At 70.3% G+C, this 25,448-nt stretch carries 22 protein-coding genes and 1 pseudogene; 9 read left to right on the top strand and 14 right to left on the bottom strand.

Annotation, left to right across the window (positions count from 1 at the left end):
• The first annotated feature begins 271 nt into the window (after positions 1–271).
• Positions 272–760, top strand: coding sequence for a hypothetical protein (locus ABZX79_RS03290; protein ID WP_355250739.1), 489 nt, complete (start codon positions 272–274; stop codon positions 758–760).
• Between the two features lie 41 nt (positions 761–801).
• On the opposite strand, the gene ABZX79_RS03295 is transcribed toward ABZX79_RS03290, so the two are convergent.
• The 4 genes from ABZX79_RS03295 to ABZX79_RS03310 all read right to left on the bottom strand — a co-directional run bounded on the left by ABZX79_RS03295 (position 802) and on the right by ABZX79_RS03310 (position 4,443).
• On the bottom strand, positions 802–1,896 hold the full coding sequence (locus ABZX79_RS03295) for a Zn-dependent alcohol dehydrogenase (RefSeq protein WP_355250742.1): 1,095 nt from the start codon (positions 1,894–1,896) through the stop codon (positions 802–804).
• Positions 1,897–1,913: 17 nt separating this feature from the next.
• Positions 1,914–3,305 (bottom strand): aldehyde dehydrogenase family protein, encoded by a 1,392-nt coding sequence (locus ABZX79_RS03300; RefSeq protein ID WP_355250744.1) that lies wholly within the window; start codon positions 3,303–3,305, stop codon positions 1,914–1,916.
• Between the two features lie 62 nt (positions 3,306–3,367).
• Positions 3,368–3,616 (bottom strand): DUF397 domain-containing protein, encoded by a 249-nt coding sequence (locus ABZX79_RS03305; protein WP_355250746.1) that lies wholly within the window; start codon positions 3,614–3,616, stop codon positions 3,368–3,370.
• A complete protein-coding gene (locus tag ABZX79_RS03310) occupies positions 3,613–4,443 on the bottom strand; it encodes a helix-turn-helix transcriptional regulator (RefSeq protein ID WP_355250748.1) in 831 nt (276 codons plus the stop codon). The genes ABZX79_RS03305 and ABZX79_RS03310 overlap by 4 nt, the downstream gene beginning before the upstream one ends.
• Positions 4,444–4,559: 116 nt before the next feature.
• On the opposite strand from ABZX79_RS03310, the gene ABZX79_RS03315 reads away from it, so the two are divergent.
• Positions 4,560–5,051, top strand: a complete 492-nt coding sequence (locus ABZX79_RS03315) for an ATP-binding protein (RefSeq protein ID WP_355250752.1) — start codon at positions 4,560–4,562, stop codon at positions 5,049–5,051.
• Between the two features lie 194 nt (positions 5,052–5,245).
• Here the strand turns inward: ABZX79_RS03315 and ABZX79_RS03320 are convergent, their stop codons facing one another.
• Positions 5,246–6,388, bottom strand: coding sequence for a lytic polysaccharide monooxygenase (locus ABZX79_RS03320; RefSeq protein WP_355250755.1), 1,143 nt, complete (start codon positions 6,386–6,388; stop codon positions 5,246–5,248).
• 551 nt (positions 6,389–6,939) lie between these two features.
• On the opposite strand from ABZX79_RS03320, the gene ABZX79_RS03325 reads away from it, so the two are divergent.
• The gene (locus ABZX79_RS03325; protein ID WP_355250758.1) at positions 6,940–7,611 is read left to right on the top strand and encodes a lytic polysaccharide monooxygenase; all 672 of its coding nucleotides are present in this window, start codon (positions 6,940–6,942) and stop codon (positions 7,609–7,611) included.
• Positions 7,612–7,695: 84 nt separating this feature from the next.
• Positions 7,696–9,255 (top strand): PQQ-dependent sugar dehydrogenase, encoded by a 1,560-nt coding sequence (locus tag ABZX79_RS03330; RefSeq protein ID WP_355250761.1) that lies wholly within the window; start codon positions 7,696–7,698, stop codon positions 9,253–9,255.
• Positions 9,256–9,356: 101 nt separating this feature from the next.
• Here ABZX79_RS03330 and ABZX79_RS03335 read toward each other — a convergent pair whose 3' ends face one another.
• The 7 genes and pseudogenes from ABZX79_RS03335 to ABZX79_RS03365 all read right to left on the bottom strand — a co-directional run bounded on the left by ABZX79_RS03335 (position 9,357) and on the right by ABZX79_RS03365 (position 17,436).
• A complete protein-coding gene (locus tag ABZX79_RS03335) occupies positions 9,357–9,818 on the bottom strand; it encodes a DUF3574 domain-containing protein (RefSeq protein ID WP_355251060.1) in 462 nt (153 codons plus the stop codon).
• An 86-nt stretch (positions 9,819–9,904) separates the two neighbouring features.
• Positions 9,905–10,399: pseudogene (locus ABZX79_RS03340) on the bottom strand (class F sortase); the annotation flags it as partial.
• Between the two features lie 364 nt (positions 10,400–10,763).
• Positions 10,764–11,393 (bottom strand): hypothetical protein, encoded by a 630-nt coding sequence (locus ABZX79_RS03345; RefSeq protein ID WP_355250764.1) that lies wholly within the window; start codon positions 11,391–11,393, stop codon positions 10,764–10,766.
• A 294-nt stretch (positions 11,394–11,687) separates the two neighbouring features.
• Entirely contained in the window at positions 11,688–12,965 is a 1,278-nt protein-coding gene (locus tag ABZX79_RS03350; RefSeq protein ID WP_355250767.1) for an MFS transporter, read from the bottom strand.
• A complete protein-coding gene (locus ABZX79_RS03355) occupies positions 12,965–14,377 on the bottom strand; it encodes a citrate:proton symporter (protein WP_355250770.1) in 1,413 nt (470 codons plus the stop codon). Before ABZX79_RS03355 ends, ABZX79_RS03350 begins: the two co-directional genes overlap by 1 nt.
• A gap of 120 nt (positions 14,378–14,497) precedes the next feature.
• Positions 14,498–16,705: a molybdopterin oxidoreductase family protein gene (locus tag ABZX79_RS03360; protein ID WP_355250773.1), complete on the bottom strand. Its 2,208-nt coding sequence runs from the start codon at positions 16,703–16,705 to the stop codon at positions 14,498–14,500.
• Between the two features lie 98 nt (positions 16,706–16,803).
• A complete protein-coding gene (locus ABZX79_RS03365; protein ID WP_355250775.1) occupies positions 16,804–17,436 on the bottom strand; it encodes a TetR/AcrR family transcriptional regulator in 633 nt (210 codons plus the stop codon).
• A gap of 98 nt (positions 17,437–17,534) precedes the next feature.
• Between ABZX79_RS03365 and hmgA the strand changes: the two genes are divergently transcribed.
• From hmgA to ABZX79_RS03385, 4 genes are all read left to right on the top strand, one after another.
• Positions 17,535–18,851: a homogentisate 1,2-dioxygenase gene (gene hmgA / locus ABZX79_RS03370; RefSeq protein WP_355250778.1), complete on the top strand. Its 1,317-nt coding sequence runs from the start codon at positions 17,535–17,537 to the stop codon at positions 18,849–18,851.
• A gap of 40 nt (positions 18,852–18,891) precedes the next feature.
• Positions 18,892–19,641 (top strand): GntR family transcriptional regulator, encoded by a 750-nt coding sequence (locus ABZX79_RS03375; protein WP_355250781.1) that lies wholly within the window; start codon positions 18,892–18,894, stop codon positions 19,639–19,641.
• A gap of 33 nt (positions 19,642–19,674) precedes the next feature.
• On the top strand, positions 19,675–20,871 hold the full coding sequence (locus tag ABZX79_RS03380) for a type ISP restriction/modification enzyme (protein ID WP_355250783.1): 1,197 nt from the start codon (positions 19,675–19,677) through the stop codon (positions 20,869–20,871).
• 136 nt (positions 20,872–21,007) lie between these two features.
• Complete coding sequence (locus ABZX79_RS03385) at positions 21,008–22,210, top strand: CaiB/BaiF CoA-transferase family protein (RefSeq protein ID WP_355250786.1); 1,203 nt, start codon at positions 21,008–21,010, stop codon at positions 22,208–22,210.
• Positions 22,211–22,237: 27 nt separating this feature from the next.
• Here the strand turns inward: ABZX79_RS03385 and ABZX79_RS03390 are convergent, their stop codons facing one another.
• Positions 22,238–22,501 carry a hypothetical protein gene (locus ABZX79_RS03390; protein WP_355250788.1) on the bottom strand — a complete coding sequence of 88 codons (264 nt, stop codon included), beginning with the start codon at positions 22,499–22,501 and terminating at the stop codon, positions 22,238–22,240.
• 370 nt (positions 22,502–22,871) lie between these two features.
• Between ABZX79_RS03390 and ABZX79_RS03395 the strand changes: the two genes are divergently transcribed.
• Positions 22,872–24,554 (top strand): serine/threonine-protein kinase, encoded by a 1,683-nt coding sequence (locus ABZX79_RS03395; RefSeq protein WP_355251063.1) that lies wholly within the window; start codon positions 22,872–22,874, stop codon positions 24,552–24,554.
• Here ABZX79_RS03395 and ABZX79_RS03400 read toward each other — a convergent pair.
• Complete coding sequence (locus tag ABZX79_RS03400) at positions 24,538–25,347, bottom strand: SGNH/GDSL hydrolase family protein (RefSeq protein ID WP_355250791.1); 810 nt, start codon at positions 25,345–25,347, stop codon at positions 24,538–24,540. The two genes, ABZX79_RS03395 and ABZX79_RS03400, sit on opposite strands and share 17 nt — an antisense overlap.
• Positions 25,348–25,448 lie beyond the last annotated feature (101 nt).

Here is a 25,448-nt window from a genome sequence, read left to right on the forward strand (position 1 = left end):
GCGGGGACGGAGAGGGGGAAGAGGGGGTGGCTCCGAGATGTGCCGGGAACGTACCGACCGGATGGTACGGAGGTCAACTGATCTGGCAGCACGACTTTCTCCTGCCTCAGCCTGAGCCCTGACCTCGGGGTTTCCACCTGGCCTGTCGCTGTGGGGATGGCGGCGCGGCCTTGGAATCGTTGCCGGGCTCCCGGGCCGGATCGACTCGCCCCGGCCCCGGACGGCCGCCAGACCCGAATAATCGCCGCCCGGCCATCTCGTACTGGGCAGGATGAGCCGCATGGTCAACGACGAGAACACGGTCTTCACGCTGCCGCCGCGCGGTGCGACCGGCATGTTCCGGCCGAAGGACGGCCCGCTTCCCGCAACGGACCTGCGGGCCTTCCGCACCGGCCTGTACGCAGCCGCCCGCGCCGCCGGAGGCAAGGTGGGTGAAGTGGAGGAACAGGCGTACCCCTGCACCTTCCACACCGCGTCGATCGTCGATGGCTCGGCCGACCACGTCATCCTGTGTCATGCCCACCACCCCTGGGTCGCCTTCGCCCGGGACCGCCGGCGTTGGGACACCAGGGAGTACCTCGCCCCGCCGCCGTGGGCCTGCGCCTTCACCCACGCGGGACTTGAAGTCCTCAGCGGCGAGCAGCTCTCCACGCCTCTCTCCGACGTGGACACTTCAGTTCTCACCCAGGGCGAATGGCGTCAGATTCGCTATGCCGAGATCACCACGTTGGGCGGAGTGCTCTTCAACGCATGGGACTAGCCACCCCAGCCGCTCGGAAGCGTCTGGGGTGGTTCCAGAACCTAGAAGACGACCAGCGCCCGGCCTCCCTTGCCCGCCAGCATGTTGTCGAAGGCGGCCGGGATGCCGTCGAGGCCGATCTCTTCGGTGACCATGCTGCTCAAGTCGAGGCGGCCGGCGCGGATGTGGTCCGCGAGTACGGGCAGGTCGCGCTCGGGGTCGGAGTTTCCGTACACGCAACCCGAGAGCGTACGGCCGAAGTGGAAGATCTCCAGGGCGTTGAACGTGACCTGCTGGTCCTTGCCGCCGATGCCGACGACCGTCGTACGGCCGCCGCGCCGCGTGGAGTCCCAGGCGGTGCGGATGGTGACGGCCCGGCCCACGCACTCGACGGCGACGTCGACGCCCTGCGCACCGCCCGTGAGCTTGCGGATCTCCTTCGCGGTGGTCTCGGAGGCGACGACGAAGTCCGTCGCCCCGGCGGCCCGCGCCAGCTCTTCCTTCTCCGGCGAGACGTCGACGGCGACGATCTGTCCCGCCCCCGCGATACGCGCCGACTGGAGAACGGCGAGACCAACGCCACCGACCCCGAAGACCGCGACCGACTCGCCCTCGCGGACCCGCGCGCTGTGGTGCACGGCGCCGTAACCCGTGAGGATCGCGCAGCCGAGCAGCGCGGCCTCCGTGAGCGGGATGCCGTCGGGGACCGGCAGCACGCAGTTGGCCGCGACGACGGTCTCCTCGGCGAACGCCGCGACGTTCAGGCCGGGGTGGAGGTCGGTGCCGTCCGCGGTACGGGCGTACACGCTGCCGGCGCCGGACAGCGCGTTGGCGCACAGCCACACCTCGCCGATGCCGCAGTGGTGACAATTCCCGCAGGACGGCGCCCAGTTGAGGACCACCGGGTCACCGGGGGCGACATGCGTGACGCCCTCGCCGACGGAGACGACCGTACCGGCACCTTCGTGGCCGAGTACGGCGGGAACCGGCACGCGCATGGTGCCGTTCGAGAGGGACAGGTCGGAGTGACAGACACCGGCGGCGGCGAGACGGACCCTCACCTGGCCGGGGCCCGTATCGGGCAGCTCAATGTCAGTGATTTCCAGGGGAGCACCGACGGCGGACAGGACTGCGGCGCGGACTCGGTCGCGGGCCATGGTGGGTTGCTCCCGGATCAGAACTGGAGGGACTTGGTCTGGAGGTACTCGGCGAGACCGTGCGCCCCGAGCTCGCGGCCGATGCCCGACTGCTTGTAGCCGCCGAAGGGCGCGAGCGGGTTGAAGCGCCCGCCGTTGATGTCGACCTGACCCGCTTCCATCCGGCGGGCGAAGGCGACGGCCTGCTCCGGCTCGCCCCACACCGCGCCCGCGAGCCCGTAGACGGTGCCGTTGGCGATGGCGAGCGCGTCCTCCTCGTCCTCGTACTTCAGGAACGCGATGACCGGGCCGAAGATCTCCTCCTGGGCGATCGTCATCTGCGGGGTGACGTCCGCGAAGACGGTCGGGGAGACGTAATAGCCAGTGTCCAGGGGGGCTTCGGGGCCGCCCGCCACGATTCGGGCGCCCTCCTCGACGCCCTTCTCGATGTAGCCGCGTACCCGCTCCAGCTGCTTGCTGTTGACCATCGGGCCGATCCGGTCGCCCGGGGTGTACGCCGCGATCGCCTTGGCGGCGACAGCGACGGCCTCGTCGTACTGGTCCTTGTGTACGAGCACCCTGGTCAGGGCGCTGCACCGCTGCCCGGCGTTGGACAGGGCGTTGGCGAGCCCGGTCTCCACCGCAGTGGCCAGGTCGGCCGACGGCAGGATGACATTGGCGGACTTGCCGCCCAGCTCCAGGGCGACCCGCTTGACGGCAGAGCCCGCCAGCGCGCCGATCTGCTTGCCGACGGCGGTCGAGCCGGTGAAGGACACCAAGTCCACGTCGTCGTGCTCGGCGAGCGCCTGACCCGCGACCGGGCCGAGCCCCGTCACGAGGTTGAACACTCCGGCGGGCAGACCGGCTTCGTGCACGGCCTCGGCAAAGAGCTGAGCGGTGAGGGGCGTGTCCTCGGCGGGCTTGAGGACGACCGTGCAGCCGGCCGCGAGGGCGGGCGCCACCTTGGCGACGACCTGGTGCAGCGGGTAGTTCCAAGGGGTGATCGCGCCCACGACCCCCACCGGTTCCATCAGGACGGTCGAATTGCCCGTCTTCTCTTCAAAGCTGTACGTGGCGGCCAGTTCGGCGTACGAACCGGCGATCACGATCGGCAGGCCGGCGTGGACGGCGGCCGCGAGCTGGGGCGGGGCGCCCAGTTCGGCGGTGACCGTGGCGGCGATCTCGTCCTTACGGGCCACCAGGGCGTCCCGCAGGGCGGCGATCTTCGCGCCGCGCTCGGCGGGCGGGGTGGCGGCCCAGCCCGCGAAGGCGTCGCGTGCGGCACGTACCGCCGCGTCGACGTCCTCGGCGGTGCCGGCGGGGACATGGCCGATGACCTGCTCGTTGGCCGGGTTCACGACCGCGATCGTGTCCTGACCGACGGCGGGCCGCCACTGGCCACCGATGTACATCGCGTCATGGGCCTTCATCGCAATCCTCCAGAGCACCGAGCCGGGTAGTCTTCCGAAACCCAAACTAGCGCTGTTAGTTTTTACGCGCCAGAGGATCCCGCGAGTGTGAGAAAGGCCGCCCAGGCGTGGGGCGGGAGGGCGAGGACGGGGCCGGACTTGTCCTTGGAGTCGCGGACGTGGACGGTGCCGGGGCAGGTTGCTACCTCTACGCAGTCGTCGCCCTGGGTCCCGCTGTAGCTGGACTTGCGCCAGGACAGGGCTACTTCGACGCAACTGTCGCCCTGGGCACTGCTGTAACTGCTCTTGAACCACGCGAGTTCGGTGCTCATAGGGCTCCTCGGATCCGCTCCAGCAGGCCACGCGAGTCCTTGGGGGTAAGGGCCTGCGAGCGCAGTGTCGCATAACGCTGATGGAGCACGGCGACCTCTTTCACGACAGAGATGAGCCGACCGTTCTGCTGCCCCTCGGAGTAAGCGAATCGCCGCCCATCCGGCGTCTCCAGCAGTTGCAGCGGGCCCGCAAGGCAGGCGTGGTGCTCGCAGTCCAGCGGCATGAGTTGCAAGACGACGTTCCGTGGCTTCGTACTGTCCAGCACGTGGTCAATAAGTTCGGACGTGACCTCTGCACCACCGATCCGACGCCGGAAGACGGCCTCGTCGATAATGAAGCTGAACGATGTATTGGGCCGCTCACCCAGCAGTCGTTGCCGATCCATACGGGCAGCCAGCTGAATCTCCATCTGCTCGTCGGAGAGCGGCGGAGTGTCGTCCTCAAACACAGCGCGCACATAGCCCTCCGACTGCAACAACCCCGGCACGAGCCTGCATTCGTACGTATCCAGACTCACCGCCGTCTGTTCCAGCCGCGCCCACTTCCTGAACCACGCCGCCAAGCCCGGCTGTCGCGTCAAGTGCCCGAACGCCCTCCGCAGCGCGCCCGTACCCCCCAGCGCCAACTCCGCCCGTTCCACGAAGTCCTTGTCCGGCATCCGCCTCCCCAGCTCGATCGACTCGATCGTGTGCTTGGAGAACTGCACCAGCTGCCCGAACTCCTCTCTCGTGAAGCCCGCGTGTTCCCGCAACCCCTGGACGAAAGCCCCGAACGTCTTCAGGCTGTCCGATGATTCCGGCTCGTCGTGTTCCCAGTCCCCGGCCATGCACCCAGGGTTACGGCACGCGCCACCGTACTGTCCACACCGCGTGTCCGTACGGTGGCTCAGCGTACGGACGTGTCCGCTGGTGAACGGCACTGGCAGCCCGCCACGGTGGGCCCATGCATACCGAGACACAGCCGTCCGAGGCCCAACCACCCGTTACCGTACGTGTGTTCCGGCAGCGGTTCTCCGCCACCCGCAAAGCCGCCAGGCTGGCCCGGCTACTGGCCGTGCACCAGCTCCACGAGTGGGGTCTCCCCTACGGCAGTGACTCCTCCGACATCGCTGCGCTGATCGTCGCCGAGCTCGCGGCGAACGCCGTCACTCACGGCCGCGTACCGGGCCGCGACTTTGAGCTGCGGCTCGCGCTCGACTCCGGCGGTCTCCTGCGCATCGAGGTCACCGACGCCCGCACCGAACGCCGCCTGCCCGCGCCGCCGCCTCTCACGCCACCTTCCGACGCGGAGGCCGGGCGCGGCCTGCTCCTCGTCGAGGCTCTGGCCGAGACCTGGGGCGTAACCGAACGGCAGGTCGGCAAGAACGTGTGGGCGACGCTCCGGACGACGGGGTCCGGGTTCGGCCTGGGGACTGGTGGGCTCGCAGAGGAGTGACATGATCCGGCAGATCACGTGGCATCGGTGGGGAGTAGCGTTCGAGACGTTTGGGAGCCCTGGCGCCGAGGCCACAGCTCGCGGCTCGTATGCCGGTCATGCCGGTACCGCAGCTGCAGGTCCCGGGCCCACTCCCGCACACACGACAGCGCCGGCCCCCGCGGAGGCGGAAGCCGGCGCCGTCGTTGCCGGTGTTATGGATTGACGCAGGTGATCGAGCCGACCGGCAGGTTGTTCCCGGTCGAGGTGGCGGTGAAGCCGAACGTCACGGTGCCGTCCGGCGGGATGGTGCGGTTGTGGTCGACGTTCTTGACCGTGACCGTGCCGTCGGAGCCGGTGCTGAGGGTGCCGTTCCAGACCTGGTTGATCTTGGTGCCGGCGCCCGGCTGCCAGCGCACGGCCCATCCGTCACGCGCGGTGGTGTTGTGGTTCATCACCTCGACGGAACCCTGGAAGCCGCCGTTCCAGTAGTTCGTCACCTTGTAGAGGGCCATACACCCTGTGTGCGGGTCGCTCGGGGTCGGCGTGGGCGTCGGGGTCGGCGTGGGGGTGGGGGTCGGCGTGGGGGTGGGGGTGGGCGTCGGGGTCGGGGTCGGCGTGGGGGTGGGCGTGCTCCCCGAGCCGCGGATGCCGGTCACCTCGCCGTTGCCGCCGTCGAAGGCGATGTCGGAGCAGGAGAAGAAGTTCTCCTGGCTGTCCGACCGCACCCACTGGATGAACATCATCGCGTCACCGGAGCGGCCCGAGGGCAGCTTCAGGTCCCAGTAGTAGTGACCGGACTCGCTGCCCACCGCGCCGGACTGCGGCGGGTTGGTGACGGTCTGGATGAGCTCCAGGTCACCCCAGCCCAGCGGCTTCGTGGGCGAGTAGCCGGACTTTGAGATGTACACCCGGAAGTCGCCGGGGTGCGCCGCCCAGTTGCTGTGCTTGATCCTGATCGTCGCCCCGGAGGTCAGGTGCGTCCGGGGCCAGTCGGCGCGCGCGGCGTTGTAGCCGGTGAAGTTGTACGGGGAGCGGTCGCCGGCGCTGCACAGCTTGCCGTCCGGCACGTAGCCCGCGCCGCGTCCGCCCGCGTTGGAGTCGAGCACGGCGAACCAGTTGTACAGCGCGGTCGAGCCGCTCTCCGCGAGCGCCGCCTTGCACGCCGGGTTCGTCGGGTCGAGCCCGCCGGTGCTGGTCTTGGCGTCCAGATAGCAGAGGTAGGTCCGCGATCCGGGCGTCATCGTCACACCGTGCGCCTGCGCGCTGTTCTGGCCGATCAGGGCCAGACCGAGTCCGCTGAGCAGGGTGGCCAGCACCGCCAGTAAGGACAGTGATCGTTTCTTGCTTCGAGCCATGATGTCTCCTGTGGTGGGTGGGGTTGCGTCTTTCTCCTCCGCAGTCGCCGGGCCGGTCAGGCGGGCGAGGTGCCCCACGCCAGGTCGCTGCCCACGTAGGCGGGGGATCTGAGGGAACCGGATCGGACAGGGGATGCTGTGCGGGTTTTCGGGAGCGCTCCCATTTACCCACGGGTGGGAGCGCTCCCACCCCGGTTTCGGTCGCGACTGTAGGAGTCCGGCGATGCCTCTGACAACCCTGTGAACACCAATCCGTCGAATGGAATTCGAAGGTGCAGGTCAGCGGGCGAGGTTCGGCTTGCCTGGGCAACGGGTCTCGGCCAGGGTCCAGCCGTTCTTCCGCTCCAGCGGCGCGATCAGCCCTGCGGTACGCCAGCACCGAGTCCCACGGCTCACATCGCATCGTTTGCGCCACGCGGCGCGGAAGTGGCGCAAACGAACGTTGCCGCTTCGTTTCGCGACGCGCAACCTGGAGTTGCGGGAGCGCTCCCACGCAGTCGACAGCCGCCTCGCCGGGAACCCGGCATCCCCCCACCGGAAAGAAGAAGATCATGCATTGTCATATACATGCCACTACCATGCGGCGCCGTCTCACGCTCGTCCTGAGCACCCTCGCCGCGGTGCTCCTCAGCCTGGTCCCCTGGAGCGGCACCGCCGCGGCCCACGGATCGGTCGTCGACCCGGCATCGCGCAACTACGGCTGCTGGCAGCGCTGGGGCAGCGACTTCCAGAACCCGGCCATGGCACAGCAGGACCCCATGTGCTGGCAGGCATGGCAGGCCAACCCCAACGCCATGTGGAACTGGAACGGCCTTTACCGCAACGGCTCCGGCGGCAACTTCCAGGCGGTCGTCCCCGACGGCCAGCTGTGCAGCGGCGGCCGCACCGAGGGCGGCCGCTACAACTCCCTGGACACCGTGGGCGCCTGGAAGACCACGGACATCGGCAGCAACTTCACTGTCAAGTTGTACGACCAGGCCAGTCACGGCGCGGACTACTTCCTCGTCTACGTCACCCGGCAGGGCTTCGACCCCACCACCCAGCCGCTGCGCTGGAGCGACCTCCAACTGGTCGCCCGCACCGGCAAGTACGGGCCCAGCCAGAACTACTCGATCCCCGTGAGCACGTCCGGCTACAGCGGTCGCCACGTCGTCTACACGATCTGGCAGGCCTCGCACATGGACCAGACGTACTTCCTGTGCAGCGACGTGAACTTCCGCTGACCTCGCCGCCCACTGGGCCGTCCCGCCGGACGCGGCGCCGTCCGGCGGGACACGCCCGTGCCCTGACGTACATCTGGAGCCGACATGTTACGACGCCGCTGGACCGGGCAGCTCCTGCTGGCCCTCCTGCTGACCACACTCACCCCGTTGCCCGCCGCCGCGGCCCAGCCCTTCGCGGCGGCCCCGCCCGCGACGGCGGACACCATGCCGACCGGCGCGGCGGCGGAACCCTCGTCCGTCCCGCTCCCGTCGCTCCGTGCGACCACCACCCAGGTCGCCTCCGGGCTGAGACGGCCCACCGCCCTCGTCGCTCCCGATGACGGCACGGACCGGTTGTTCATCACCGAGAAGTCCGGCACCGTACGCGTCTACCACCCGGACACCGGCCTGGCCCGGGACCCGCTCATCGACATCACGTCGGCCGTGGACGAATCGGGCAACGAGCGCGGCCTGCTCGGCATCGCCGTCCCGCCCGACTTCGCCGACAGCCACCACCTGTACCTGGCGTACACGGCACTGCCCGACGGCGCGGTCACTCTCGCCCGCTACCGGCTCGACGAGTCCCGTTTGGAGACCCTGCTCTCCCAGCCGCACGCCGAGTACAGCAACCACAACGGCGGCCAGCTCGCGTTCGGCCCCGACGGCGACCTGTACTGGAGCATCGGTGACGGCGGCGGTTCCGCGGACCCCTTGCGCTCCGGGCAGCGACTGGACACCCTGCTGGGCAAGATCATGCGCATCGACGTGAGCCGCGGCTGCGGCCGGCTCCCTTACTGCGTTCCCGGCGACAACCCCTTTGTAGGCACCCCCGGCGCCCGCGAGGAGATCTGGCTGTACGGGCTGCGCAACCCGTGGCGGTTCTCCTTCGACAGCACCGACGGCTCGATGTGGATCGGCGACGTCGGCCAGGGCCGATGGGAGGAGGTCGACCACCTCCCGTCCGGACAGGGAGGGCTGAACCTCGGTTGGTCCTGCTACGAGGGCCTGGAGAGGTTCGACGGCGGTGACTGCGTGCCCGGCGAGAAGTACACCGAGCCGGTTTTCACATACTCTCCGTACACCGGCGGCTGCTCGGTCATCGGCGGTCACGTCTACCGGGGCCAGAAGTACGCCGACCTCGTCGGTGGTACGTACATCGCCACCGACTACTGCTCGTCCACGATCTGGGCGCTGCGCCCCGACGGCGAAGGCGGCTACGAGCAGGCCGAGATCGGGGAGATGCCCACCCAGGTGACGTCGATCGGCACGACCGTCGACGGAGAGTTCTACGTGGTCAACGACCTGCCCGGCGGCCTGCACCGCGTGTCCTTCGCACGGGAGGAACCCACCTGCCGGGTGGACCGCACCGTGCGGACGTGGGGCACCGGCACGACGGTCGACCTCACGGTCACGAACACCGGCAGCACCCCGGTGAACGGCTGGACGCTGGAGTTCCCGCTGCCCCTCGGGCAGACCGTCACCTCCGACTGGAACACAGACCTCACCCAGGGAAGCAATACGATCACGGCCACCAACGCCTCGCACAACGCCACGATCACTCCTGGCGCGAGCATCACCCTCGGCTACCTCGCCCACCACACCGGTGACTCGTCGTCGCCGCCGCGGTTCACGCTCAACGGGGACGCCTGCGCCGTCGGCCGCTGAGCCGCCTGCGCCGACGCCCTCCACGTCGCCCTGCGGGCCCGGCTTCCGCCGGCTCACGGCACAGCGTGACCACGGAGAGTCGGAACTACGTGAACGCCCTGTCAGAAGTCGGCGCGGATCGGATCGTCGAGACGGGCGACGGACTCCTGGGCGTACGCGCGCTCGTAAGCGTCGCGGATGCGCTCGATCTGCGGGTCGCGGGCCTTGGCCTGCGAGGCCGGGTACAGCAGCGTCAGTTCGTACGAACGCTCGCGCTCGATCGTGCCGTTGGCGTCGCGCCACTGGCCCCGGCCGTTCTGCACCGTAAGCCCGTCCGGGAAGCTGCGCGTCACGTGCCGGTCGATGAAGCCCATGAATGTTTTGTCGGAGACATCCGGACCGCCGTCCGGCCGCTCGGTCCCGAAGAACAGCCGCGTTTCCACGTACGCCGTTCCCCGTGCGGCGGCAGCCGGGGTGGCGGCGGGGTCGCCGCCGAAGGTGGCGTACGCGGCGGGGGCGCCGGCGGCGAGGAGTACGGCCCCGGTGGCGGTGGCCAGGCGGGCGGGGGTGATCCGCAGAGGCATGAGAGGCATGGTGAAGTCCCTTCGGTGGGTGCTGTTCGCGCGCGGAAGCCCCTCGACCGGACCGACGGCCTGGTCGAGGGGCGCGGTTACGCGTACTTCACGTCCGTGAGGTGAGCGAAAACGACGACATTGGAGGCGTATCCGGTCTTCTTGTCGAAGGCGCCGCCGCAGGTCAGGATCCGCAGTTCCGGGCGGCCGGCTTTGGCGCCGTACACCTCGGCGTCGGGGAATGCCTCCTTCTTGTACGTCCGCACGGCGTCGACCGTGAACACCGCGGTCCGGCGGTCCTCCCGTACGACGTGGACGACGTCGCCGGGGACGAGTGCGTTGAGGTTGAGGAAGATGGCCGGTCCGGTCCGGGTGTCCCGGTGGCCGACGAGGAGGGACGTTCCCGCCTCTCCGGGGGTCGGGCCGTCCCGGTACCAGCCGACCAGGCGCGGGTTGTCGACCTGCGGGGCGGCCAGGTGGCCTGCCGGGTCGAGCCCGAGCCCGATGATGGGCGACTCGATGGTGATGGCGGGGACGGCCACACTCAGCGGTGGCGATGGGGGCAGCGGCGGATACGTCGCCTGGACCGGCTTCGGAACCGGCTTGGGTACCGGCTTCCGAACCGGCTTGGGTACTGGTTTCGAAACCGGCGTCGAAACCGGCGTCGAAACCGGCGTCGGGACCGACGTGGGGACCGACGTGGGCGCCGGCTTCGGGACCTGTTCCGGCGTCGGCTCCCGTACCTTCACGGCATTCGCAGCATTCGCAGCAGGTTCCGGCGCCGGGTTCTTGGCCGCCGTATCGTGCGCTGCCGTGTCGTGGGCGGCGGTGACCGGTGCGTCGGGGGGCGAATCGCCGCACCCCCGGACGACACCGGTCACCAACGTCACCGTCACAGTCGCGGTCATAGCGAGGCGCACGCCCCGGCTGGGACCGCTCCGACGGCGGTAGCGGGTGTTACGCGGCGCCATTTGCGCGGCGGCGGGCCCGACGGACGAAGATCAGCCCGGCCACTCCCGCAGCACCCGCGACCAGGGCGGGCGCCAAGCTTGCCGACGAGCCGTCGTCGGTCTCGGCGCCCGTGCCCGTGCCGGTACCGATGTCCGCGGCCCCGCCGCCACCCGCGGGGACAGCGCCGCGCGGAGCGGGCTTGTCGTCCTGCTTCTTCGCGCAGTTGACCTTGAAGATCTTCTGCTTCGGGACACCGCCCGGGAAGGTCCAGCTGAGCTGGTAGTGACCGTCCGGGAGCGAGTAGTCCGCGGTGGTCCCCTTGCCGTTCATGATGACGAGACCTCCCGACAGGATGGGCTCGACGGGGGTCTTCGGCTGCGGGGGAGTGACCGTCCAGTTGACCAGCTTCACCGATTCGAAGTTGGACGCGGACAGCTTGAACGTACAGACCTCGTAGTGGTCGTTGGTGTCGGCGGCGCGGGTTCCGGACTTGTGGATCTTGATTTCACCGCTGTCGCCCTCCACGGCGAACGCCGCCGACGCGCCCCACAGGGACACCCCTGCGAGGGCCAGCGTGGCGAGGGCTGCCGTGCCCGAGCGGACACCGTGGGAGCGAGGAGATGTCGTGGTGGTCATGCGGGCTCCTTCAAGCCGAGATGATTGTCGTACTGATCACTCGATCGCCTGATTAGATGTCACATATCGGGCGCGAAGAAGCGTCGAATCGCTGAGAAGGCATCAGATATGACCTGACTGGCCCACAGTGCGTGTCCGCCGCCGGAGCGAACGGGTGCCCTGCGGGGCTTTCCGGGGCTCCGCCCCAGACCCCGCTCCTCAATCGCCGGAGGGGCTGGATGGTGCCGCTGAGCGGACAAAAATCCAACCCGTACGGCGATTGAGGACACGCCCGAAGGGCGTCCGGGCACCGGCCTACGGCGACTTCGTCCGCGTCCGGCGAGTCCCGCGTGACGCGGCGCAGCCGCCCGCCGCCCGCGTCGAAGCGCCACCACGCCTCGAAGCGCCACCCCGCCTCGAACCGCCCCCGCGCCCCCGATCCCGCAGCGCCAGCGCCGACGCTCCCAGCAGCAGCACCCCCAGCATCGCGAACGGCGCCGCCGTGCCCGCCACTCCGGCCACCAGGCCCGCCGACGCCGGCGCCGCGACCTGACCCAGGCGGTTGCCGGTCAGGCGCAGTGCGAGCGCCGTCGAACGCGCCTCCGGCGGCGCCGCCTGAACCACCGTCGTCATCGACAGCGGCTGGCCCACGCCGAGGCAGAAGCCGAGCACGGCCAGCATCACCGCGAGCGCCCACACCGGCACCGGGAGCGCGATCCCGGCGCACAGCACCCCGGCCACAAGACACGTGACGGTCATCAGGGTCGTACGGCCGAGCACCCGGATCATCGGCGTCATCACCAGCCGACAGGCGATCGTCGCCGCGGCCCGCAGGCTCAGCAGCAGGCCGACGACCGATGGGGCGATCCCCCGGTGCTCGCCGATGACCGGCAAGTACGCCGTGAGGACGTCCGTCGCGGAGAGCACGGCAAGGCTGATGAAAATCCCGGCCGGCACGCCCCGCGTCCGCAGGATGCGGTGAACCGGAACCTTCGCCACGCCCGCCGAACGCACCGCACGCTCCGCCCGGTGCTCGATCCGCCAGAGCGAGCCGAACGACACCGCCGCGACGCCCGCCGAAACGACCAGGGCGAGGGCACTGGTACGGGCCATCGCACCGTTGTGGCCGGAGACCAACAGGCCTGCCGCGACCGGTCCGACGAGCTGGCCCAGGGACGCCCCGATGGTGAAGTGGCCGAAGTTACGGTCCTGTTCGGCCGGCGCGGACTGCCGGGCGACGATGGACTGGGCGCCGATGACGAAGCAGAGGTGTCCGAGACCCATCACCCCGCTCCACGCGGCCATCGCCGCAAGGGAGTTCGCCGTACCGCTGAGGGCGCACCCGGCGGCGATCAGGACAACACCCGCGGGCAACAGGGGTGCACACCGCCCGTGGTCCGTCCGGCGCCCCAGCGGTACGGCGGCGAACAGGGGAAGCAGCGCGTACACGCCCGCGATCACACCGACCGCGCGCTCGTCCGCGCCCAGGGCGAGGGCCCGGTAGGAAACAGCCGGGCGCGCCATCGACACCGCCGCCTGCGCGAAGCCGAAGGCGATGACGAGGCGCACCAGCCAGCCCCTGCCCGGCATCATCAGATGATGCCGAAGGCGATTCCGGCGGCGAGCACCACCAGCGACGTGAGCGCGGCCCACTTCACGGTGAACTTCGTGTGGTCGCCGAACTCCACCTTGGCCATGCCGACCAGGACGTACACGGCGGGCACGAGCGGGCTCGACATGTGGAGGGCCTGCCCGACGAGCGACGCGCGGGCGATCTCCAGCGACGACACACCGTGCGCCGCGCCGGCTTCCGCCAGCACCGGCAGGACACCGAAGTAGAAGCCGTCGTTGGACATGAAGTACGTCAGCGGGAGGCTCAGGAGGCCGGTGACGATCGCCATGTGCGGGCCCATGCCCTCGGGGATCGCGCCGACGAGCCAGTCCGCCATGTGCTTGACCATGCCGGTGCCGGTGAGGACGCCGGTGAAGACGGCGGCCGCGAAGACCATGCCGGCGACGTTGAGGACGTTGTCCGCGTGGGCGGCGATACGGGCCTTCTGGTCGGTCATCTTCGGGTAGTTGACCGTGAGGGCGAGCGCCGCGCCGAGGAGGAACAGCACCGGGATCGGCAGCAGCTCCATGATCATGGCGGCGAGCAGCGCGACGGTGAGCCCGGCGTTGAACCAGTAGAGCTTCGGACGAAGGGTCGCGCGGTTCGGGTCGAGGCCCTGGAACCCTCCCCCGTCAGCGTTGTACGCCGGACCGGCATCGGCGTCGGCATCAGCGCCGCCACCCACACTCTTGCGCGGCTCAGTGCCACCGCCGACGCCACCGCCACCCGCCGTGACGAGGACCTCGGCCTCCGCCTCGACCGCCTCGTCCAGGGTGAGATACCCGAGCCGCTTGCGCTCCCGCCGGCCCAGTACGTACGCCAGCACGAAGACGAAGAGCAGGCCCACGGCCAGCGCCGGGATCATCGGCACGAAGATGTCCGCCGCGTCCAGCTTCAGCGCGGTGGCGGCGCGGGCGGTCGGCCCGCCCCACGGCAGCGTGTTCATGACGCCGTTCGCGGTGGCGGCGACGCCGGTCATCACGACCAGGCTCATCCCGAGCCGCTTGTACAGCGGATACATCGCCGAGACCGTGATCATGAAGGTGGTCGAGCCGTCGCCGTCGAGCGAGACGATCGCGGCGAGCACGGCCGTCCCGACCACGATCCGCAGCGGGTCCGCCTTGCAGAAGCGCAGGATGCCGCGCACGATCGGGTCAAAGAGACCCACGTCGATCATCACGCCGAAGTACACGATGGCGAACATCAGCATCGCGGCGGTCGGCGCGAGATTGCCCACACCTTCGAGGACGTAGTCGCCGAGCTTGGCGCCCTGTCCGACGAGCACACAGAACAGTGCCGGGATCAGCACGAGCGCCGCGATCGGCGACATCTTCTTCATCATGATCAGGACCAGGAAGGTCGCGATCATGACGAATCCGAGGATTGTCAGCATTTGGGGTACCTAACGTTCGCCCTTGAACTCCCACCAGACCAGGCGGTTCGATGACGTTAGGTCGCCCTCCGACGCGTTAACAAGATGTTGACACGCGAGCAATAAGCGCAAAACCCCAGGTCACGATATGGGTGTTACCTCGACGGGGAATCCGTTGAGCACGGCTGTGCCCGACAGCGGGTCGAGCCGGCTCCCGTCGAGCAACTGGTTGACGTTGACGCCGGGAGTGGCCGCGGCCACCCCCATCCGGACGCCTTCGCGGTCGTGCCCCCAGCCGTGCGGGAGGCTCACCACTCCGGCGCGTACCGCGTCCGTCACCTCCACCACAACCTTCAGCTCCCCTCCCTCCGCGGCGATACGGGCGTCCTCGCCGTCGGTGAGACCGAGCCGGGCCGCGTCGTCGGGGTGGACCTGGATGGTGCAGCGGTTGCTGCCGCCGTTGAGCGAAGGGATGTTGTGCAGCCAGCTGTTGTTGGAGCGCAGGTGGCGGCGGCCCACGAGCACGAGGGCGGCGGGCCGTTCGTCCAGCGCGCGCCGCAGCCGCGGCAGGTCGGCGGCGATGGGCTGCGGCAGCAACTCGACCTTTCCGCTGCGGGTTTTCAGCACCTGCGCAAGGCGGGACGTGAGCGGGCCGAGGTCGACGCCGTGCGGCTGCGCGAGCAGGTCGGCGAGGACCAGGTCGTACGGGCCGAGGCGCAGCATCATGTCCAGGCGACGCTCGGGTCCGGTGCGCCCGGTGAGTACGGCGGCGAGCTGCTTGGGATCGCCGCCGTGGACGGGCGAGTGCGGTTCGGCGACCGCCTTGGTGAGGGCGCGCTCGATGACGAGGTCGTCGACGGACGCCGGATCGGCGCCGTGCATGCCACTCACCGCGAGGATCAGCCGGGCGTGGATCTCACTCTCGTCCATCCGTCCGTCCTCCAGGGGGACGGCGGCCGGACTGTAACGCGCCTGGTTGTGAACGGCGAAGCCGTTGAAGGCGAAGTCGAAGTGCGCGCTCTGGGACGGCGGCGGCGGGGGCAGCACGACGTCGGCGTGGCGCGAAGTCTCGTTGAGGTACGGATCGACGCTGACCATGAAGTCGAGGTGCTCGCTCAGGGCGCGGTCGAGGCGGAGCCCGTCGGGCGCGGAGAGCACGGGGTTGGCGGCGATGGCGATGACCGCACGCACCCGCCCCTCCCCCGGGGTGTCGATCTCCTCGGCGAGCGCGGACAGCGGCAGTTCACCCTTGGCCTCCGGGTGGCCACTGACCCGGCTCCTCCAGCGGGCGAGCGCGAATCCCTTGCCGGGGCCGGCGGGGCGCGGCGCGGGAACGGTGGCGGAGAGCGGGAAGAGGGCGCCGCCGGGGCGGTCGAGGTTGCCGGTGAGGATGTTCAGTACGTCGACGAGCCAGTTGGCCAGGGTGCCGAACTCGACGGTGGAGCTGCCGACCCGGCCGTACACCGCGGCGGTCGGCGCGGCGGCGAGGCCACGGGCCAGCAGGCGGATCTCGTCGGCGGGGATGTCGCAGGCGGCAGCGACGGCCTCCGGCGTGAAGTCCCGTACGACGTCCCGGACTTCGGCCAGCCCGTCGACGTACTCCTCCAGTACGCCCGGGTCCGCCAGCTTCTCCTCGAAGAGAACCTGGGCGAGCGCGGCCAGCAGCAGCGCGTCCGTACCGGGCCTGATGGGGACGTGCCGGTCGGCGAGCTTCGCGGTGCGCGTGCGGCGCGGATCGACGACGACGAGCGTGCCGCCGCGGCGGCGCAGCGCCTTGAGCTTGCCGGGGAAGTCGGGGGCGGTGCAGAGGCTGCCGTTGGAATCCAGCGGGTTGGCGCCGAGGAGCAGGAGGTGGTCCGTACGGTCCAGGTCGGGCACCGGGATGGCAAACGGGTCGCCGAAGAGAAGCCCGCTGGAGACGTGCTTGGGCATCTGGTCGACGGTGCTGGCGGTGAAGAGGCTGCGGGTGCGCAGGAGGGAGAGGAGGACGGGCGGGTAGAGGGCGCCGGCCATGGTGTGGACGTTGGGGTTGCCGAGTACGACGCCGACGGAGTTGGGCCCGTGCTCGGCGACCATCGGCTGGATCCGGGCGGCGACGAGGTCGAAGGCCTCGGCCCAGGTCGCTTCCTGGAGGACGCCGTCCTTACGGACGAGGGGCCCGGTCAGCCGGTCGGGGTCGCCGTCGACCTCTGCGAAGGAGGCGCCCTTGGGGCAGATGAACCCCTGACTGAATATGTCGTCACGGTCACCGCGCGCGCCGGTCACCTGGGTGCCCTCGATGGTGAGGGTCAGACCGCAGGTGGCTTCACAGAGGGGACAGATACGCAGGGCGGTGCGGGGTTCGGACATGAGCCCTCCAGCGGGCGGCGGCGACGGCGGCGGTGACGCGCGAGCACGGCCGAGCATACCGACCGGTAGGCATGATGGGGAGGCCCGGGCGAAGAGGATCAGTCGAGTGTCCGGGCCAGATACGCGTGCAGCACGGCGCGCGTTTCGGTGATGAGGTCCGGGCCCCCCGACGGCCGCACGCGGAAGGCGAGCTGGAGCACCGCGTCGGCCGCCTCTACGGCGACCAGGACCGTCCGGCGCAGGGCCGCGTCCGGGGTGCGGCCGAGGTGGGCAGAGAGGAGGTCGGTCAGGCGGTCGGTGACGCGGTAATTGATGTCGGCGTCGCCGGGGTCGCCCGCCCGGACACCCAGCGGGATCTGGACGCCGAAGTCGACGAGGCGGAAGCCGGGGACGGTCCGCTTCATGGCGATGTACTCGTCGAGTACGGCGTCGATGGCGCCGCGCCAGTCCTCACCCGGCATCGCGGCGATGCGGCCACTGATCCGCTCGGCGTAACGGTCGAGGTTGCGCTGGGCCAGGGCGTCGGCCATGGCGCGCTTGTTGCCGAAGAAGCGGTAGACGGAGCCGATGGGCACGCCCGCGCGGGCGGCGACCGCCCGCGTACTCAGCCGCTCGTAGCCGGTTTCGTCCAGGAGTTGGGCGCAGGCGTCCAGTATCCGGGCGAGCCGCTCGGCGCTGCGCTGTTGCACGGGGGCTCGGCGGAGTGAGTTCGTCGGGGGCACGGGATCCATGATGCCGACCGTTCCGGCGGGTATGACACCCGTTGACGGGCGGCTCTGCGAATCCTACTGTCAACCATAGGATTCCTTCGGCACCCCGGGAGCGGACGATGAACGGCATCGAGCAGGCGAGGAAAACGGCTGAGGGACTGGCCCACTCCTCTGGCTTCGGCAACGAACACAGCTCGGAGGCCGTCCCCGGCGCCTTGCCGCACGGCCGCAATTCACCCCAGCGCGCCCCGCTCGGCCTGTACGCCGAGCAGCTGAGCGGCTCAGCCTTTACTGAGCCGCGCGCCCACAACCGGCGCTCGTGGCTGTACCGGATCAGGCCGTCGGCCGCGCACCCCGCGTTCGTACGCACCGACAACGGCAACCTGCGCAGCGCGCCCTTCACGGAGACCGTCCCCGACCCGAACCGGCTGCGCTGGAACCCGCTGCCCGAGCCTTCGCCCGGCACCGACTTCCTGGCCGGCCTGTGGACGGTCGGCGGCAACGGCGACACGACCCAGCGCACCGGCATGGCGATTCACCTCTACCACGCCAACTCCTCCATGACGGACCGCGTGTTCAGCGACTCCGACGGCGAGCTGCTGATCGTTCCGGAGCGCGGCGGCCTGCTGCTGCGCACCGAGTTCGGCCTGCTGCGCTGCGATCCCGGCCACATCGCGCTGATCCCGCGCGGAGTGCGCTTCCGCGTGGAGCTGCTGGACGAGACGGCTCGCGGTTACGTCTGCGAGAACTACGGCCAGCCGTTCCAGCTCCCCGACCTCGGCCCGATCGGCGCGAACGGCCTCGCCAACGCCCGCGACTTCCTCGCTCCGGTAGCGGCGTACGAGGACGCGGGCCCGGTGGAGGTGGTGAACAAGTTCTGCGGCAACCTCTGGTCGGCGACGTACGACCACTCGCCCCTCGACGTCGTCGCCTGGCACGGCAATCACGTCCCGTACGTCTACGACCTGCACCGCTTCAACGTCATCGGCAGCATCAGCTACGACCACCCCGACCCGTCGATCTTCACCGTCCTTACGTCGCCGTCCGACACCCCGGGGCTGGCGGGCGTCGACTTCGTCGTCTTCGCGCCGCGCTGGCTGGTCGGCGAGGACACCTTCCGGCCGCCGTACTTCCACCGCAATGTGATGAGCGAGTACATGGGCCTGATCGAGGGCGCGTACGACGCGAAGGCCGAAGGCTTCGTGCCGGGTGGCGGCTCGCTCCACAACATGATGTCGGCGCACGGGCCCGACCGTGAGACCTTCGACCGGGCGAGCGCCGCCGAGCTGAAGCCGCAGAAGATCGACGACGGTCTTGCCTTCATGTTCGAGACGCGCTGGCCTGTCACGGCGACCGCTCAGGCGGCGTCCGCCGACCACCTGCAGCCGGCGTACGACGACGTGTGGCATGGTCTGCAACGCCACTTCAGGTCGTAGTAGTACGTACGTCGTACCGTGCCGACGGAGAAATGAAACCGTGACCGCATTCGCCCCCGACTCGCTGGTCCTGAACCGGAAGCTCCCGCTCTGGTACCAGGTCTCGCAGTCCCTGCGCGCTTCCATACTGGGCCGCACGCCCGACGCCTCGCTGCGGCTGCCCACCGAGGAGCAGCTCGCCACGCACTACGGCGTGAGCGTGCTCACCATGCGCCAGGCCCTCAAGGAGCTGGAGGCGGAGGGCCTGATCAGCAGGCACCGGCGGCGCGGCACGTTCATCGAGCCGGGCGCCAGGCGCGGTGCGCCGCGCCGGCTGCTCGGCTCGATCGACGCGATCGTGGCCCAGCAGTCCGGGGAGCTGACGACGATCCTCGGGCACGGGCCGACGCCCGTTCCCGGCGAACTCGTCGAGTACTTCCCGGACGAGGAAGAGGTCGTCACCTACAAACGGCTGCGCTGCGACGGCGAGAGCGGGGAGCCGACGAACTGGGCCGAGAACGCGGTTCGGTCGGATGTCGCCGCCGGTCTCGACGTGGCCGATCTCGAACGCTGGCCGATGACGAAGGTGCTGCGGGACGTGGTGGGCGTACGCATCAGCAAGATCACGGACACGGTCGAGGCGCGGCTGGCCGATCCGGCGACGGCGGACCTGTTGAAGGTGCCGCTGCTCAGCCCGATCCTGCACTACACGGGTGTGACGTACGACCGGGAGGGGCGGGTCGTGGACGTGGCGCGCATCCGCTACCGGGGCGACCGCTTCTCCTTCTCGGTGACGGTGGACGCGCACTGACTTGCGGTCGGGTGGCGTGGCTACGATGCCCGCATGATTGCCCCGGACTCCCCGCTGCTTGACGAACTGATGCCCTGGTCGGTGGCGCCGCTGCGGCTGGGGCGGGGCTGGGTGCTGGCGCCGGACAGACGTACGCTGCGGGCCCGTTGGGACGCGCTTGTACGGGCCGAGGGGGCCGACCGCGAGGCGCTGTTCGGGGCCACCCGGGCGCGTACGACACGCACTTCGGTGGCCGCGCTGCCCGGGCGGTCGACGGGCACGGGCCGCCTCGTACGAGAGACCGGCCCCTGCCCGGAGCCGGTCCGGATCCTCCACGGCCCCTTCGACGAACAGTGGCTGATCCCGGACCACCGGCTGATCGACGCGGCCCGGCCGGAGCTGTGGCGGGTGGCCGACGATTCGGACCAGCTCTTCGCCGTGGAGCAGGCGTACGTACCCGGGGCCGCCGCCGGGCCGGCGTTGCTGGTCAGCGCCCTGCTCCCGGACGGCCGCTCCCCCGCCGGCCGCCCCGGTCGCATCCGGCCGCTGCACCGCCGCCCCGGCGGCCGCGAACCGAATCTGGCGCCGGGGCTGCGGGCGCTGCTCAGCGACCGTTACGGACACGAGGTCGCTGCCGGGGACGTACTGGCGTGGGCGGTCGCGGCTGCCGAGCCCTCACCGTCGGGCGCGGTGGTTCCGCTGCCGGTGGGGCCGGACGTCTGGGCTGCGGGCGTGGAGCTGGGCCGCCGGATGACTGTGGTGCAGGTGCGGGGTGCGCGGGGTGGGGAGCGCCCCAGGCTGCCGGGCGGCCGCCGCCCTTATGTCCGGGCCGCCGTCCCGGCGTGGCCTTCGGTGCTGCGATACGACGCGGAGGAGGAGGTTCTGCACGTCGGGGAGGGTCGCGTTTCGCCCGTACCGGCCGCGGCATGGGACTTCCATGTGGGCGGGGTGCGGGTGCTGGATCTGTGGTTCGAGCGGCGTACGGCACGGGGTGAGCCGGGGACCCTGGAGGCGATCCGCCCTTCGGCGTGGCCGCAGGAGTGGACGTCCGACCTGCTGGAGCTGATCACGGTGCTGGCGCTGCTGGCCGAGCTCGACGCGGGCCGGGGGGAGCTGCGGGGCGGGAGGCGGATCAGCCGGGCGGAGCTGACGGAGGCGGGCGTACTCCCGGTGCCGGATGCGGTGCGGCGCCCGGCGTCGGTCCTGGATCACCGGGAGGAGGGCCCGGAGGGGCAGTTCGCGCTGCTGTAGCACCGGCCCCGGCGCCCTGGCCCGCAGTCTTCGGGCCGCTCGCCGTCCGCAAGTACGCGAACGGCGGAAAGTGAACGGGTTCTCCGCCAACATGTCCGGGTGACAAAGGTGTGACGTACACGATAGTCAGTGGGGCATGAGCACTCAGCCCCTGCCTCTCCCCCTCGACGGCATCACCGTCGTCGCCGTCGAACAGGCCGTTTCGGCGCCGTTCGCCACCCGCCAGCTCGCCGACCTCGGTGCCCGCGTCATCAAGATCGAGCGACCGGACGGCGGCGACTTCGCCCGTGGCTACGACACCGCCGCGCGCGGCCTCGCCTCGCACTTCGTGTGGTGCAACCGCGGCAAGGAGTCGTTCGCGGTGGATCTGAAGGACTCGCGTGGTCTGGACGCGGTACGGGAACTCATCGCCGGGGCCGATGTGTTCATGCAGAACCTCGCCAACGGGGCGGCAGCACGGCTAGGGCTCGACGCCGCCACCCTGTGCGCCGCGCACCCGCGGCTGGTCGCCGTCGACATCTCGGGTTACGGCGCCGACGGGCCGTACGCCGACAAGCGGGCGTACGACATGCTCGTCCAGTGCGAGGCGGGGCTCGTGTCGGTCACCGGCACGCCTGAGCAGCCGGTCAAGGCGGGCATTCCGGCGGCCGACATCGCCGCGGCGATGTACGCGTTCTCCGGGGTCCTGGCCGCCCTGCTGCGGCGCGCGACGACCGGGCTCGGCGGGCCGATCGAGGTGTCCATGCTGGAGGCACTCGGTGAGTGGATGGGGCATCCCCTGCACCACGGGATGCATGGAGGTGAGGCCCCGGCGCGCACCGGCGTCGCGCACGCCGTCATCTCGCCGTACAACGCCTACCCGACGGCGGACGGCGGTCAGGTGCTGCTGTCGGTGCAGAACGACCGGGAGTGGCGGCGCCTCGCCGAGCAGGTGCTCCGGCGTCCGGAACTGGCGGACGATCCCGCCTTCGCCACGAACACCGCCCGGACGGGCAACCGGGTCAAGACCGACGCGGTGGTCGCGGAGGCGCTGGGAGTGATGAGTGCGCCGGAGGCGATCGCGGCGCTGGAGGCGGCCGGTATCGCCTGCGCCCGGCTGAACACGGTGGCCGACGTGGCGGCGCATCCGCAACTGGCGGCGCGCGGCCGCTGGCGTGAGATTGATTCACCGGCGGGGCCCCTGCGGGCGATGCTGCCGCCGATCACTATGCCGGGTGGAGCGGACCCGCTGATGGGTCCGGTTCCCGCACTCGGCGAGCACACCGACGCGCTGCTGCACGGCCTGGGGATGACGGACGTACAGATATCAGCGCTGCGCCGGGACGGTGTGATCGCCTGAGCGCGGTCGCACTGCTGATCCGCCGCGTCAGTGGCGGCTGCCGAAGAGCGATCGACGCAGTCGCCGCAGCGGGGCGAAGAGCGAGACGCGCCCGCTCCTGCTCGCCCGCGAGTGCGCCACATCACGTGACGTGAGCTCGCGCATCAACAGGGTCGCCTCAGCCGTCTCACCGAGCGGCACGGCTGGTCCGCCGAGCACCGCGAGATGGCGGTCGAGGCGCGAGCTGGTCGCACTGCTCCCGCATGTGATCGCAGGCACTCGAGGCCTGCTGCGCACCGTTATCTGTTCCATGTCACTCCCCACCCGTACGAGGGCACCCGGCCCGGGCAGGTTAACCCTATCGCCCCGTCGAGACACTCGTGTATCCCGCCGGTGTGATTCACCACCCCAGTACGGGGGTTGACGACCACGTGACGATTACTCTCCGAATACGACTGATTCCAGGGTGAGTTGGACAGTTTACGCGCGAAGGACCGCCGGGCGGGCGGATTGCTGTTCAAGGAGGCTCCAGCAGGCCGGAGTTGAGCTAACTTTGAGTGGTTTCTTCCGTGATGCCGCTCTGCTGCGGACAGGAGGCTCGCCAGTGAGCGAACAGCCGGGCAATGAGCAGCGGGTGATCGCGGGCCGTTACCGCCTGCTGGCACCCCTGGGTGAGGGCGGCATGGGCGTCGTGTGGCGCGCCCGCGACGACGTCCTGGGCCGCGAGGTCGCGGTCAAGGAGGTCCGGGCGCCGTCCGGGCTCGGCGCCACGGACGGACAGCGGCTGTACGCGCGGCTGGAGCGCGAGGCGTGGGCGGCCGCCCGTATCTCGCACCGCAATGTGATCACCGTGTACGACGTGGCCACCGAGGAGGGCCGCCCGTGGATCGTGATGGAGCTGGTGCGCGGGCTGTCGCTCTCCGACGTACTGGACGGGGAGGGTCCGCTGAGCCCGCAGCGTGCCGCCCGGATCGGCACCGAGGTCCTGGCGGCCCTGCGCGCGGCGCACGAGGCGGGCGTACTGCACCGCGACGTGAAGCCCGGCAATGTACTGATCGCCAATGACGGCCGCGTCGTACTGACGGACTTCGGCATCGCGATGGTCGAGGGAACCTCGGCGCTCACGATGACCGGCGAGCTGATCGGGTCGCCCGAATTCCTGGCGCCGGAGCGGGCGATGGGGCGTACGCCGGGGCCGGAGTCGGATCTGTGGTCGCTCGGGGTGCTGCTGTACGCCGCGGTCGAGGGCAACTCGCCGTTCCGTCAGGACACGCCGCTGTCCACCCTGCGCGCGGTGGTCGACGAGGAGCTGCCGCGCCCGGCGCGGGCGGGCGCGCTGGCGCCGGTGATCGAGGGACTGTTGCGCAAGGAGCCGGCCGAGCGGATGTCCGCCGGGGAGGCGGAGCGTCTGCTGCGGATCGTGGAATCCGGGGGTACGCCGCCGCGTACCGGGGCCGTGCCGGTCGCGTCCGGTCCGTACAGTCCGACCATCACGGGCTCCACGCCGGTCGCGGTGCCTTCGCCGTACGGCAGCCACACTCCTCCCCCTGCTCCTCAGCCCCTCCCCAGCGCGACGACCTCCACCACGACGCAGGACCGGCCCCGGCGCGGTGTCGTGGTGCTGGTGGCGGGGGTGGTCGCGCTGCTGCTCGCCGTGGGGGGCATCACGTGGGCGCTGGTGAACGCCAACGCCAAGGACCCGGGGACGGCTTCGGGCGGCACCTCGTCCGGCGCGACCGGCGACGACGGGGGCGGCACCGACTCCGCTTCCGGCGGAGGCGGTGACAGTGGCAGCGACAGTGGCGGCAAGAACGGCGGCGGGACGGACGGCGGCGCCGGCACCGGCGGCTCCACCGGCGGGGATACGGGCACGGGCACGACCGGGAACGGCGGCGGCGACACCGGCGGGACCGGGACCAACGGTGGCGGCAACGGGGGTACGGCCACCCCGCCGCACCAGTCCGTGAAGGTCACCGTCACGACGGTGACCGGCAGTTACTCCGGCACCTGTCCGCCGCCCGAGGGCCAGGCGCCGTCGTTCACCGCGACCTTCACGGTGGGGCGCGTCCCCGCCGAGGTCGGCTACCGGTGGGTGACCGGCAGCGGTGAGTCCTCCGACTCCGGGTGGAGGACGCTGAGTTTCGGCGCGGGCGAGGAGAAGTCGAAGCAGGTGAACCACACCGAGCTGACGTACAAGGAGGACAGCACCCACCACGACGAGATCAGCGTGGAGGTCAGGAGCCCGGTGGCGGCCACGTCCAACTCCGTGGCGTTCTCGGTGACCTGCGAGCAGGAGACCCCGACGGACGGGGCCTCCTACACCGCCGGGAGTCCGGCGGCCGCGCAGATCAGGCAGCAGAGGTGAAGACGGGCAGGTATCCGCCCGACTGGCCTGCCGCGGTCGGGTGGTACGACTCGCCGATGTTGGTCCACTTCACGCTGTGCAGCCACGGCGCCGACGAGCAGATCTCGTGGCCGGTGAAGGCCGGAGTGACCTCCGCGAAGGTGTAGCCGTGGTCCGCCGCGCGCTTGGCGGTGGCGGTGTTGAGGTAGTCGGAGGCGTCGTTGATCGCGGCGCGCTCTCTCTCGGTCAGCCCGGCGATGCAGCCGCCGCCGAGCTTGTAGAAGCGGGGGTAGCCGAGTACGACGACGTGCGCCGTGGTGGCCTTCGCTCTGATCGCCGTGTACACGGAGTCGAGCTTGCCGGGCAGGGTGGTGTCGACGTAGGCGCGGGCTTGAGCGATCCGGGCGAGGCACGCGGACTCGGACTGGGTGACGCACGTCGTCATGACGTCCGCGAAGCCGGCGTCGTTGCCGCCGACGGTGAGGGAGACGAGGTCGGTGGAGGCGTTGAGCGGGGCAAGCTGACCGGCTGTCACATCACCCGTACGAGCGCCGGCACAAGCGGTGAACTCGAACGTCGAGGGTGAATGGGACGCCGCCCAGAGGACCGGGTAGGCACGCGCGCTGCGCTTGCAGTTGCCGCTCGCGCTGTCGTAGCTGCCGGCGCCGACTCCCGAGGAATAGGAGTCGCCGAGGGCCACATAGTCCGGGGATTCGGCCTGTTGGGCTGCTTGCGCCGCGCTCGCCCCGGTGAGGGCGAGGGCCGCGGTGAGCAGGAGTGAGGATGAGAATGCCGCGATTCGGGACAGTTTCATGGAACCTCCCTTAGCAGGAATTCCGCCTCAACTTTCGTAGCAGTCCCCATACATCACCGGAAGTGTCCATGCCAAGAACTTTCCCCTGGGATCTTCCTCAC

This window comes from Streptomyces sp. NPDC002994, assembly GCF_040611155.1.
Taxonomy (GTDB): Bacteria; Actinomycetota; Actinomycetes; order Streptomycetales; family Streptomycetaceae; genus Streptomyces.